Source organism: Hyphomonas sp. CY54-11-8 (assembly GCF_000682735.1).
Classification (GTDB): Bacteria; Pseudomonadota; Alphaproteobacteria; order Caulobacterales; family Hyphomonadaceae; genus Hyphomonas.
Window position 1 is genome coordinate 71,972 of sequence record NZ_AWFD01000034.1, and the last position, 12,192, is coordinate 84,163.

At 60.8% G+C, this 12,192-nt stretch carries 13 protein-coding genes; 10 read left to right on the forward strand and 3 right to left on the reverse strand.

The genetic code is table 11. The features are described 5' to 3' along the window. The first annotated feature begins 37 nt into the window (after window positions 1-37). The 4 genes from HY17_RS14225 to hisC all read left to right on the forward strand — a co-directional run bounded on the left by HY17_RS14225 (window position 38) and on the right by hisC (window position 3,830). Entirely contained in the window at window positions 38-1,051 is a 1,014-nt protein-coding gene (locus HY17_RS14225) for a DUF3137 domain-containing protein (protein WP_034767785.1), read from the forward strand. 98 nt (window positions 1,052-1,149) lie between these two features. Then, window positions 1,150-1,530, forward strand: a complete 381-nt coding sequence (locus HY17_RS14230; RefSeq protein WP_034767788.1) for a hypothetical protein — start codon at window positions 1,150-1,152, stop codon at window positions 1,528-1,530. A 132-nt stretch (window positions 1,531-1,662) separates the two neighbouring features. Next, window positions 1,663-2,688, forward strand: a complete 1,026-nt coding sequence (locus HY17_RS14235) for a LacI family DNA-binding transcriptional regulator (protein ID WP_034767790.1) — start codon at window positions 1,663-1,665, stop codon at window positions 2,686-2,688. Window positions 2,689-2,738: 50 nt separating this feature from the next. Continuing rightward, entirely contained in the window at window positions 2,739-3,830 is a 1,092-nt protein-coding gene (gene hisC / locus HY17_RS14240; protein ID WP_051600134.1) for a histidinol-phosphate transaminase, read from the forward strand. On the opposite strand, the gene panC is transcribed toward hisC, so the two are convergent. Continuing rightward, window positions 3,814-4,692: a pantoate--beta-alanine ligase gene (gene panC, locus HY17_RS14245; RefSeq protein ID WP_034768050.1), complete on the reverse strand. Its 879-nt coding sequence runs from the start codon at window positions 4,690-4,692 to the stop codon at window positions 3,814-3,816. The two genes, hisC and panC, sit on opposite strands and share 17 nt — an antisense overlap. Before the next feature lie 67 nt (window positions 4,693-4,759). Between panC and HY17_RS14250 the strand changes: the two genes are divergently transcribed. From HY17_RS14250 to HY17_RS14260, 3 genes are all read left to right on the forward strand, one after another. Continuing rightward, a complete protein-coding gene (locus HY17_RS14250; RefSeq protein WP_034767792.1) occupies window positions 4,760-5,215 on the forward strand; it encodes a hypothetical protein in 456 nt (151 codons plus the stop codon). A gap of 48 nt (window positions 5,216-5,263) precedes the next feature. Then, a complete protein-coding gene (locus HY17_RS14255; protein WP_051600135.1) occupies window positions 5,264-6,148 on the forward strand; it encodes a division plane positioning ATPase MipZ in 885 nt (294 codons plus the stop codon). Window positions 6,149-6,247: 99 nt separating this feature from the next. Next, the gene (locus HY17_RS14260; protein WP_034767793.1) at window positions 6,248-7,252 is read left to right on the forward strand and encodes an amidohydrolase; all 1,005 of its coding nucleotides are present in this window, start codon (window positions 6,248-6,250) and stop codon (window positions 7,250-7,252) included. Window positions 7,253-7,539: 287 nt separating this feature from the next. Here HY17_RS14260 and HY17_RS14265 read toward each other — a convergent pair whose 3' ends face one another. Further along, window positions 7,540-7,773 (reverse strand): hypothetical protein, encoded by a 234-nt coding sequence (locus HY17_RS14265; protein WP_034767794.1) that lies wholly within the window; start codon window positions 7,771-7,773, stop codon window positions 7,540-7,542. A gap of 230 nt (window positions 7,774-8,003) precedes the next feature. Here HY17_RS14265 and HY17_RS14270 point away from each other — a divergent pair, with 230 nt between their 5' ends. The 3 genes from HY17_RS14270 (at window position 8,004) to tgt (ending at window position 11,565) form a co-directional block, all read left to right on the forward strand. Next, window positions 8,004-9,434 (forward strand): aldehyde dehydrogenase family protein, encoded by a 1,431-nt coding sequence (locus HY17_RS14270; RefSeq protein WP_034767795.1) that lies wholly within the window; start codon window positions 8,004-8,006, stop codon window positions 9,432-9,434. A gap of 163 nt (window positions 9,435-9,597) precedes the next feature. Then, the gene (locus HY17_RS14275; protein WP_034767796.1) at window positions 9,598-10,356 is read left to right on the forward strand and encodes a thioesterase family protein; all 759 of its coding nucleotides are present in this window, start codon (window positions 9,598-9,600) and stop codon (window positions 10,354-10,356) included. A gap of 57 nt (window positions 10,357-10,413) precedes the next feature. After that, the gene (gene tgt, locus HY17_RS14280; protein WP_034767797.1) at window positions 10,414-11,565 is read left to right on the forward strand and encodes a tRNA guanosine(34) transglycosylase Tgt; all 1,152 of its coding nucleotides are present in this window, start codon (window positions 10,414-10,416) and stop codon (window positions 11,563-11,565) included. Here the strand turns inward: tgt and HY17_RS14285 are convergent. Continuing rightward, window positions 11,562-12,191 (reverse strand): hypothetical protein, encoded by a 630-nt coding sequence (locus tag HY17_RS14285; protein WP_034767798.1) that lies wholly within the window; start codon window positions 12,189-12,191, stop codon window positions 11,562-11,564. The genes tgt and HY17_RS14285 overlap by 4 nt on opposite strands. Between the last annotated feature and the right edge of the window lies 1 nt (window position 12,192).

A 12,192-nucleotide genomic window follows, 5' to 3' on the forward strand; every position in this document is an offset into this window, starting at 1 on the left:
GTTTTAAGTGGCGCGTTCAATTTCGCGGGACAATTGCATGACAGAGAAGCCTGAGATCGATCCGGCGATCCTGGAGGCCATGGATGGTCTGCGGGATGAGTTCGCCGACTTTGCCGGGATATACCAGAATGAAATCCGGCCCGCGCTGCAGGCGCGCGAGCATGACCGCGAACAGGCCGTCAGCAAGGCACGAAAGTATCGCTATATCGGTATCGCACTCGGTCTCGCGATCGCTCTGGTCGGATTTATCGGTTTCAAATCCGTGTTTGGTCCTTTCCTGGGCGTGCTGATCGGGTTCGGTCTGGTGACGTGGGGAGGACAGGATCTCAAGCGTTTCAGCAATGAGGCCAAGGAGCTGCTCGTCCAGCCAGTGGTGCGCCAGCTGGGTCTCGCTTTCCAACCCGAGCCGGGCGAGGTCGCGTCAATTTATGAGCACAACAAAGTCGGCATCGTGCCCAGTTGGGACCGCGCGAGTTATGAAGACCGGCTGACGGGGACGCGCGACAATGTCGAGTTTGAACTCTTCGAGGCGCATCTGGAAGAAAAACGCCGGTCGACCGATTCCAAGGGCCGGACCACGACGCGATGGGTCACCGTCTTCAAAGGCCAGTGCCTGCGCTTCCATTTCGACAAGACGTTCTACGGCCGGACGCTGGTCACCCGGGACGCGGGCTTCTTCAACAGGTTCGGCGGCGGCAAGGGCATGCAGCGCGCGTCGCTGGAGGACCCGGAATTCGAAAAGATCTTTGAGGTCTACACGACAGATCAGGTGGAATCCCGCTATCTGCTGACACCAGACCTGATGCAGGAGCTGGTGAACCTCGAAAAGGCATTCCATGGCGGGAAGCTGAAATGCTGCTTCTATGGCGGAGAACTCTACATCACGCTGCAGGGCGGCAATCTGTTTGAGCCCGGCAGCATGTTTACGCCACTGGACAGTCCGAACCGGTTGCGGGAGCTGCTGGAGGACTTTGCGGCGGTGTTCCACATCATCGATGTCACCAACAAGAACCGCCGCCGCAGAGATGAACAGCGATCGCCAGAGGCATGATCGCGCCAGCAATCTGGGCAATTTCAGGGCAGTAACGTTCAGTAAGGCTTCAGATGACAAAGGTCATGGTGCAGGCAATTGGTGAGAGAGGACTTTCCATGAACCGACTGATGATTGCTGTCATTTTTGCTCTTGCTGCGCCCGTTGCTGCGGCGGATGCGGCGTCATCGGCCAAGGAACTTGCCCGGTGCCAGGCGATGTCGGCCACGTTCAAGCCGAAGCAGGAAGAAATCGCGAAGCTGAAAGACGCGCGCGACGCACAGGCAGAAGTCGTGGAGACGAAAGGTGAAGCCTGGGACGACGTGGAAGTCATGCGTAATGCATCGAAGAAACATGCGAAGACCGCTGATGCAGCAAAAGCAGACTATGAAGCGGCGAAAGCGGACCTGCTGCGCATGGAGCTTGGACTTCAGGAAGCGGTGAAGGCCCTGAACGCCGACTTCGAAGCCTACAATCAGACCTGCGCGACCGAAGGCTGATCGTCCGTCTCTGTGAAAAGTTTGCGTGGCACGGGAAATCTGACTTGCTGACAGGGTAATGCCCATTGGACAGGATGGGTTTCGTGCTTAATCCTGTCAGCAGTTCAAAACCAGAATTGCCAAAAGCAAAACATGCCCCGTAGACAAGCTGGCGCCCGGCCAGCGACAATCATAGATGTGGCCCGGGAGGCGGGGGTCTCCTTCAAGACGGTCAGCCGCGTGCTGAACGGCGAAAGCAATGTGCGCGACCAGACCCGGGAACGCGTCATGAGCGCGGTGAAGACGCTGGACTACCACACCAATCACAATGCCCGGAATCTTCGCACGCGGCAAAGCCGGATCATCTGTCTGCTCCATGCAAACCCCTCCCGAAACTATATCGGGGATGTGCATCTGGGCGCGCTCCAGCGGTGTCAGTCGGAGGGCTACAGCCTGATTACCGAGGATTGTTCTGCGCCCTCTGGTGGGGTTCTGGCCTTGCAGTCCGGAAACAGGTTGGCGGGTGCGATCCTGACGCCGCCGCTTTCCGACAACCCGGACCTGATCCAACAATTGCGAGATCACGGCGTGCCTTTCGTCCGGATCGCGCCATCTGCGTCGGTTGAACCTGGCCGCGATGTGGCAATCGACGACCGGGCTGCGGCCTGTGATATGACGCAATATCTGATCGGTCTTGGTCACCGCCGGATCGGCTTCATTCGCGGGGCACCGGCGCACGACCAGACAGGGCTCCGCTTCGAAGGCTATAAGGATGCGCTGGAGGAAGCTGGGATTCCTTTCGATCCGGATCTGGTGACGGAAGGGGATTTCACGTTCGATTCCGGCACCGCAGCAGCGGATCGGTTGCTGGATCTGCCGGAGCAGCCAACAGCGATCTTTGCGTCCAATGACGACATGGCCGCCGGAGTGATCGCGGCCGGTTACCGCCGGCGGATTGAGATCCCTCGAGATCTTTCGGTTGCGGGGTTTGACGATACGCCGCTGGCCTCGACGATCAGTCCCTCCCTGACCACGATTTACCAGCCAAGCCGGGAGCAGGCCTTCGAGGCTGTCGGTCTTCTCCTGGAAGAGATCGCAGCGCCTAGTGAGATACCACAACGCCAATTGCTGGATTATCGAATGGTACCGCGGGCATCGACGGCGCCGCCTCGTAAGTGAGTGACGCAATTTCTGTTTCCAGCCTTCCGGCCCTGTTGTAAGTCGCCTGCATGACCAGTATCCGCCCCCTTCCGCATATCGAAAAGACCAGGCCTTATGTGCCCGGCGGCAAGCTGCACGGGACGAAAGACCGTGTCGTCATGCTGGCGTCGAACGAGAATCCATTCGGCCCTAGCCCGAAGGCAATCGAAGCGATGCAGGACGTCGCCCGCCAGGTTCATGTCTATCCGGATCCCGATTACGGCGCGCTTCGCCAGGCGATTGCCGACGCCAAGGGTATCAAGGATGTCTCCCGCGTCGCGGTGTCAGCCGGATCGGATGAGATCATCCACCTGTTGACGCAGGCCTATGCTGGCCCCGGCGACGAAATTCTGTTCACGGAACATGCCTTCTCCATGTATCAGGTCTCCGCGCTGGGTCACGGTGCGACGCCAGTCACGGTTCCGGAGACAGACTTCACGGCAGGCTTCAATGCGCTTCTGGGCGGCGTGACCGAGCGGACGCGGATCCTGTTCCTGGCCAATCCGAACAATCCGACTGGCACGATGATGCAGGTCGAGGAACTGGCGTGTCTTCAGGACGCGCTGCCGCCGCATGTCTTGTTCGTAATCGATGGCGCTTATGCCGAATATGTCGGTGAGGAATACGAAGCCGAGATCCGTGACCTGGTCGACCGGCGCAGCAATACGGTGATGATCCGGACCTTCTCCAAGATCTATGGCCTGGCTGCATTGCGTCTTGGCTGGGGATATTTCCCGGCGGAGATTGCCGAGACGTTCCAGAGGATCCGTCCGCCGTTCAATATCAACGCGTTCGCCGTGGCTGCGGGGATTGCCAGTATCGGCGATTTCGAATTCATCGAGAAAAGCCGCCAGCACAATTCCGAATGGCGTGCGATCTGTATCGAGCGGCTGAATGCAATGGGCCTGCCGACGCCCGAAGCGTGCGCCAACTTCGTCATTCCGGATTTCGGATCTGGAGAACGGGCGGCGGCCGCAAATGAATTCCTGAAGCAGAACAATGTTCTGGTCAGGGCTGTTGGCGGTTATGGCATGCCAAGCCGGCTTCGGATCTCGATCGGGTCTGCGGAGGACAATGAGACCGTGCTCGGCTTGCTCGAAAACTTCACCGCGTCACGCTGATATTGTCGATCAGGCGCGTGCGGCCCATCCAGGCGGCGCCGAGCAACCGGGCGACAGATCCAGCGGGCAGGGGCGTATCCGGCAGATCCTGCAGTGTGTCCGGATCGACCAGCGACACGTAGTCGATTTTGCCAAAACCAGACCGGGCCAGCAGATCCCGCGCCTCGTTGAGTGCGACCGAAGCCGATTCGCCCGTTGCCAGCCTGACGGATGCCCGGTGAAGCGCCGCCTGCATGGCGCCAGCGTTCCGGCGTTCCTCGGGTTTCAGGTAAAGATTCCGGGATGACTGGGCGAGGCCATCGGCATCCCGCGCGGTCGAAGCCCCAATGATTTCAATGGGAAAGCCGAGGTCCCGCACCATGCGGCGGATGATTTGCAGCTGCTGGTAATCCTTTTCGCCGAACACGGCGACGTCCGGCTGCACGTGAAGAAACAGGCGCGCGACGACCGTGGAGACGCCGTAGAAGAAATGCGGCCTGTAGATTCCATCCAGCAGGTCGGACATCTCCTCAACCCGTACATTCGTGACGGAGCCTTCAGGATACATCTCTTCCACGGTTGGCAGGTAGGCAAGATCGCAGCCCACCGAAGCGAGCTTTGCCAGGTCGGCGTTTTCGTCCCTCGGATAGGTGTCGAAGTCCTCGCCCGGAGCAAACTGAGTCGGGTTCACGAAAATGCTCGCGACGATTCGCGTGGCTTTTTCCCTCGCTTTTTCAATGAGTGACAAATGTCCGCCGTGCAGTGCGCCCATTGTGGGGACAAAACCCACCCGCTCACCAGCCTGCTTCCAGGCCGTAACCTGTTGCAGTAGCTCGCGTCTCGCACGGACAGTGGGGGTAAGGTGACCTGTCTTCGAATTCACTTTCAATTCGTCCCGGCTCCGGATTGTGTAAACGCGTTGTTAACCTGTTCGGAGGAATTTTAAAGCCATGACACAGCGCATCCTTTCTTCCCTGAAATCTTTCGTGCTGACGGCGGCGTTCCGCATGTCCGCCAGCGAGTCGCGTCTTCCCGGCGAGGGCGCTCCGGAGCCGCGTACGCGGCACTTCAACCCGGAGATGGACATCGACGAATGGATGTTCGACCGCGACGGAAACCCCGTCACGGAGTCGGCAACGCTGTATGCCCGCGAAACGGCTCGTGTCTCCGGCGCCCTGTCCGGCCTGCGCTCCCTGCTGACGCAGATCGCCATGCACGCCCCGCAAACCGAGGAGCTTCCTGCAGAAGCTGCCTTCGGCCCGATCATGTCCGACGACCTTCTGTTCGACGGCGAGCCGATGCCTGCGCAGTTCGGAATCCTGGCAGACGATGATGACCTGTTCGACGAGATGCCCACACGCCGTACGGCTTGGAGCGACTCGCAAGACATGCCACGTGTCGCCTGAGCCCTTTCGCTGATTTAACCTGACTGACTGAACCTGGAGCTTTCTGACATGCCTGATGGATTCGCGCCTACCGCACTCGTGGGTGGCCCGGACCTGTCGGTCCCCCAGAAGGATGCCCGCGTCATTGTCGTAGGCAACGAGAAGGGCGGGGCCGGCAAGTCGACGGTCTCGATGCACCTTTGTGTATCCCTGATGCGGATGGGCAAGGCCGTCGGCGTGATCGACCTTGATGTGCGCCAACGGTCGCTGACCCGTTATCTCGAAAACCGCCTGCGCTGGATGCAGTCTACCGGCTCGCGTCTCCCGATGCCGGAAATCGTGCGCGTGGATGCGTCGACAGAGCGGGACCTCGACCGGGCCGAAGCGGAAGAAACGCACCGGCTGGTCTCCAGTCTCCAGCGCCTGAAGAAGACCTGCGATTTCATCATCATCGACTCGCCCGGCGGTGACACCTTCCTGTCCCGGTCGGCGCACATGCACGCCGATACGCTGATAACGCCGCTGAACGACAGTTTCGTGGACTTCGACCTTCTGGGTGATGTGAACCCGCAGACGCTGGAAGTGATCCGGCCTAGCTTCTATTCCGAAATGGTCTGGTCCTGCCGGAAGAAGAAAGCTCAGACGTCGCGCCGTCCGATCGACTGGATCGTGATGCGTAACCGCATGTCGCCACTCGCCGCGCGGAACAAGGAACGCGTCGGCGAAGCGCTCGATAATCTTTCCAAACGGATCGGCTTCCGCCTCGCGCCGGGCCTCTCCGAGCGTGTCATCTACCGCGAGCTGTTCCCGGCCGGCCTGACCCTGCTGGACCTGACGGAAAAAGGCTCCAATGTCTCCTTCACGATGAGCCACGTTGCGGCCCGTCAGGAGATGCGCGACCTGATCATCATCCTGCAGCTGCCGGAACTGACCGGCGCGGAAATCACTTTCTGATCCAGCGCCCAACTGACGCGAGGTGAGGCCAGCCGGGTGCTGGCCTTCTTTGTTTTTCGGCGTCACTCTGTCTCCCAAAAGATAACGGGAGGACGGCACATGGTTTTCAACAATACCGATTGGGTCTGGCAGGTTCGGGAAGATGTCCTTGAGCCGGAACGTGAGATCGTCGATCCGCACCACCATCTCTGGCCAAGCAAGGATATGGGCTACCAGGTGCCGGATCTTCTGGCTGATCTGACCAGTGGCCATAATGTGGTTCAGACCGTCTTCATGGAATGCGGCGCGGCCTATCGAAAGGATGGGCCGGATTATCTGAAACCGATTGGTGAGACCGTCTTTGTGACTGACTCTGCGGCCGAGATGAAAGCGAAGGGCGGGCCTTACATTGCCGCGCTCGTGGCGCATGCTGATCTGCGTTTGCCACTGGAGCAGCTGGATGAAGTCCTGGACGGCCATGTCGAGGCTTCGAAAGGCCTGTTCCGCGGTATTCGCCATGCGGGCTCGCGTGATGTGAGCGGGGCGACGCTCCGGATTCCCGGTCATGCACCGCCGCGCCTTTATGCCGAGGCGGATTTCCGGCGTGGAGTGCAGCATCTGGGGGAGCGCGGTTTCACCTATGACACCTGGCACTACCACCACCAGAACCGGGACTATCTGGATCTTGCCAAGGCCTGCCCCGACACGACGATGATCCTCGACCATTTCGGCACGCCGATTGGCGTGGGGCCTTTTGAAGGCAAGCGGGACGAAATCTTTGAGACCTGGAAAGACGATATGGCGGCAATTGCCGAATGCCCGAACGTCCATGCCAAAATTGGTGGCCTCGCCATGCCGGACAATGGCTTCGGCTGGGACAAGCGCGACATTCCTCCGACCTCGGATGAGGTCGTGGTGCAGCATGAGCGCTGGTACGATCACATGATCAAATGTTTCGGTCCGGAGCGCTGCATGTTCGAGAGCAACTTCCCGGTCGACCGCTGGTCGCTGAACTATGTTGTCTACTGGAACGCCATGAAGAAGATCGCGGCGAAATATCCGGAGGAGGCGAAGGCGGCGATGTTCGCAGGCACGGCCCGTAAGGTCTATTCAGTCGAGGCGTAGGCTCCGCCCAGCACGTTTGCCCGGCATGGCGGCTGCCATCCGGTGTGGGAAACTGAATTCGGAAGAGGACTCGGCCAGGGCGGACCACGCACGCGCAACCAATGATCATGCCGGACTAAGCCATGACTATGGATGACCAAGCCGGACTTATCCGGATCATGACGGACTACGCCGGAACAAGCGCACACGCAGGTGGGCCCATCGCTGCGAAGGGCAGGATGTTCCCATGCCGCAAGGCGCGGGGCTTCATATGTGTAGAGAGTATCGGGCGGCGGGGCATCGGACGCTTAGGTAAGCTCGATATTGCCAAAACAATCGACCGGCATCAGCGCATCCCGCCCGGTGCGCATGTGCCAGCGGGCAACACGCAGCAGGTTCCAGACCAGCCATGGCCAGAAGATCGGCCAGACATGGTTGAAGAAGCGCTGGAGATCAGGATGCATGGGCTTGAAGATAGGTGCCGCCCGAACCTGTAGGATTGAATACCATCCCACCGTGTCTTCCCGGAAGGCGCGCAGCATTGATCCGGGGGCCGATCCTGTCGCGGCAACACTGAAAATGCGTCCCGACGATTTGCTCCGTAAATTCCGGAATGGCAGGCAAGGGACGGGGATGGGCCCCCGGCTATCCCCAATTCCGGTTGACGCCGCGACAGGCCCGGACCGATTCGAATTCGCTCTGTTCGGGCGGGCTGATTCTGCTAGGGTTCGCGGTGAGGAAACACCAAAAACAGGACAGAGAGGCCAGCGCCATGAGTGCCGACATGAATTTCACCATGACAATCAACGGGAAAGCCGTCGCCGGGACCGAAAAATTCGGTGTCGAGAACCCGGCACTTGGCGAAGTCTTCGCCGAAGCCCCGAATTGCACGCAGGCGGAGCTGGACGAAGCCGTCGCCGCTGCCCGCGCCGCGCTGCCAGCCTGGCGCAAGACGCCGATCGAGAAGCGCAAGGAAGTCATGCTCGCGATTGCCGGTGTGATTGCGCAGAACGGTGAGGAACTGGCGCGCCTGTTGACCAGGGAACAGGGCAAGCCGTTCGAGCAGGCAATGGGCGATGTTCTTGGCGGCGCGCACTGGTTCGCCGAGACAGCCAAGATGGATATTCCGGAAATCGTCTCGCAGGACGATGACGAGCGCTACACCGTCACCCGCTATGAGCCGATTGGCGTTGTGGCGGCCATTGTGCCGTGGAACTTCCCGATCATCCTGGCCGCATTCAAACTGGCGCCCGCTCTGCTGGCCGGCAACACGGTCGTGCTGAAGCCCGCGCCGACCACGCCGCTGACCACGCTGCGCCTCGCTGAACTGATCCGTGACGTGGTTCCGGCCGGTGTGCTGAACGTCGTGTCCGGGGATGACCGTCTCGGACCGTGGCTGACCGGCCATTCCGGCATCGACAAGATCAGCTTCACCGGATCGACCCAGACAGGCCGCAAGGTCATGGAGGGCGCCTCCAAGGAGCTGAAGAAGGTCACGCTGGAACTCGGCGGCAACGATGCAGCCATCGTGATGCCGGATGTGAATGTCGAAGCCATTGCACAGGAACTGTTCTGGGCGGCGTTCCAGAACACCGGACAGATCTGTATCGCAACCAAGCGCATGTATGTGCACAAGGACATCTATGAGCCGCTGAAGACGGCGCTGGTGGAATATGCCAAGACCGTGAAAGTGGGCGATGGCTCGCAGCAGGGCACGCAGATCGGCCCGATCCAGAACAAAGCCCAGTACCAGCGCGTGCTGGACCTGATTCAGGATTCAAAGGACAAGGGCTACAAGTTCCTGATTGGCGGTGAAGCCTCGGAGGCGCCCGGTTATTTCGTGCCGGTCACCATCCTCGACAATCCGCCGGAAGAAGCGCGCATCGTGCAGGAGGAACAGTTCGGTCCGGTCCTGCCGCTGATGTCGTTCGAAAATCTTGATGAAGTCGTCAGCCGTGCGAATGACACGATCTACGGCCTCGGCGCCTCTGTCTGGAGCGCCGACATCGCCAAGGCACAGGAAATCGCGGACCAGTTGGAAACCGGTACGGTCTGGATCAATGAAACCCAGCACCTGTCGCCGCATGCCTCGTTTGGCGGCGCCAAACAGTCGGGCATCGGCAGCGAAGGCGCCGAGCATGGCCTGCTGGAATTCTGCCAGGCCAAGACGACGAACATCCGCCGGAACGCTGCCTTCGTCTGAGACGGCAGTTCGGAAGCTTTACGGCGAATGTTATTGAATAGAGAGGCGAGCGCGTGAAGGCGGGCTCGCCTCTGCTTTGCGGCCCCTGAAAATGAGTTGACCGCCGTCACGTCAGGTGCGGTTGCGGTGATGCGGTTCGGGCCGGATTTGGAAGGAAGAAGTATTGGAACCCTATTTTTACCGGAAAGAGGATTCCGTCATCGCGACGGAGAATGGTGCAGGCCCCTGGGATCCGCGCATGCTGCATGGCGGAGCGCCGTCGGCCCTGATCGCCAGCATTGTCGAAGACCTGCCCAGCGAAGTGCCGATGTCGGTGACGCGCCTGACAATCGACCTGCAACGGCCGGTGCCGGTCGGGCCGCTGGACATCGATGTCAACATCACGCGCGAAGGCCGGAACATTCAGACCTCGGAAATCATTCTCTCGGCAAACGGCAAACAGGTAGTGCGCGCCGCGGCGCTCAAAATCCGCAAGGCCGATCTGGACCTGCCGGCTGAAGTGGCGATGCCGAATGGTGCTAGCCAGATACCGGAGACACCGCTGGAGTTCCCGCTCTCCGTGGGATTCAACACGGCGGTGGAAATGCGCACGGAAGACCCGAACGCGACATCTCGCAAAGCGGTCTGGTTCCACATCAAACGGCCATTCCTGGACACGCGGGCGACGACGCCAATTATGCGGGCGGCGGCGACGGGCGATTATTGCAACGGCTTCGGCTCATCCCTGAACTTTGAGGAGTGGACCTATATCAACGCGGACCTGACCCTTCATTTCGTGCGCGAGCCTGTGGGGGAATGGATCAAGCTGGAGGCCAATTCCTGGATCAGTCCGGATGGGCGCGGGCTCGGCTTCGGGGAATTGTCGGACCAGCATGGCCCTTTCGGCCGGGCCGTCCAGTCGCTGGTGATTGCCAAGCGCTGAGCCGGGTGCGTGCAAGGCGGGCTTTGCCGGGGTGGAAAGCTCGCCTATACGCGCGCCATGACGACCTTTCCGTTTGAGATCAAGGCCCGCGAGGGCAAGGCGCGCACAGGGCTGCTGAAGACGCCGCGGGGCGATATCCGTACGCCGGCCTTCATGCCTGTCGGCACCGCCGGTACGGTGAAAGCGCTCTATATGAACCAGGTGAAAGAAGCCGGGGCCGACATTATCCTCGGCAACACCTATCACCTGATGCTGCGCCCCGGTGCCGAGCGGGTGCATCGTCTCGGCGGCCTGCACAAATTTGCCCATTGGGACGGCCCGATGCTGACCGACAGCGGCGGCTTCCAGGTGTGGAGCCTTGCCCAGCTGCGCAAGATGGATGCCGACGGGGTCACTTTTCAGAGCCATATCGACGGCTCCACCCACCGGCTGACGCCTGCGCGCAGCATCGAGATCCAGGCGGATCTTCTCGGCGCAGATATTTCGATGCAGCTGGATGAGTGCACCGATTATCCGTGCACGCATGAGGCAGCGGAAGAGAGCCTTGAGCTGTCCCTGCGCTGGGGCGAGCGGAGCCTTGAAGCATTCGGGGAACGGGACACGCAAACCCTGTTCGGCATCATCCAGGGCTCGAACTTCGCTGACCTGCGCGAGCGGTCGGCGAAGGGTGTCGTCTCTCAGGGCTTTGGTGGCATCGCGCTGGGCGGCCTCGCCGTGGGTGAGGGACACGCACAGATGTGCGAAACGATCGACATGACGGTGCCGCACCTGCCGGACGCCGTGCCGCGCTATGTGATGGGTGTCGGCAAGCCGATTGACCTTATCGAGAGCGTGGCGCGGGGAATCGACATGTTCGACTGTGTGTTGCCGACGCGCTCTGGCCGCCATGGTCAGGCCTGGACTTGGGCCGGGCCGATCAATGTGAAGAACGCCAAGTTTGCCGAAGATCTCTCACCGCTGGACGAGACCGTCGATTGCCCGGCCAGCCGAGACTATCCGAAGGCCTATTACCACCACTTGTTCCGGGCGGGGGAGTATCTAGGACCAATGCTGCTCAGCTGGCACAACACGGCTTTCTTCCAGGCGCTGATGCAGGAGATCCGCGCCGCCATTGCCGAGGGCCGGTTTGAAGCGCTGAGAACCCGCCTGCAGACGGCCTGGGCCTCGACCAAGTCCAGACCCCGGGCCGAAGAGGGCGCCGAGGGCTAGTCCGGCGTGTCGCCTTTGAAGACGGTCTTGTCGGGTTCCGGCACGATCGGGTTCGGCCGGGCAGGCGGCGGACAGTCACGGGCGAGGCCGATCCCTTTCAGATACGCCCGCCGCTGGGCGCCGAGCTTGTAGGCCCGGTTGTACTTCTTCTGATAGGCATAGGCGCCCGTTGCGCGGCGGACGAGGCTGCGGAAGGGAATCAGGCTGCTGGCGGTGGATGAGATCGTGTCGAGCGCCGCATCGGAGGCTTCGTCGGCCAGTTTTTCCGTGCGCAGGCGTTCGTCAGGATTTTCCGTGTCCCAGTCCGGCCCGAGCGCCGCGTCCAGTTCCGCCAGGGTCAGCGTGATTTCCAAACAGCTGATGTCCTCGGGCACGTCATACGGGCTTTCGATGTCCTTCAGGATGGGCGGAATCGGATCCCGCTTCAGGTTCAGGTCCTCCAGTGGAGACATGGCGGCATCGGGAAGGCCGTCCTTGGTTTGGGTGTAGGCGCTGCCGGCCGCCGTTTCGGTGTTCTTGACCACACCGTCGGAGCCGGCTGCGTTTTCCCCAGGGGCAGGTTCCGGGCTGCTGGCGCAGGCGGCGGCCAGCATGACGACGGGCAGGAGCAGGATGGAATATCTCATG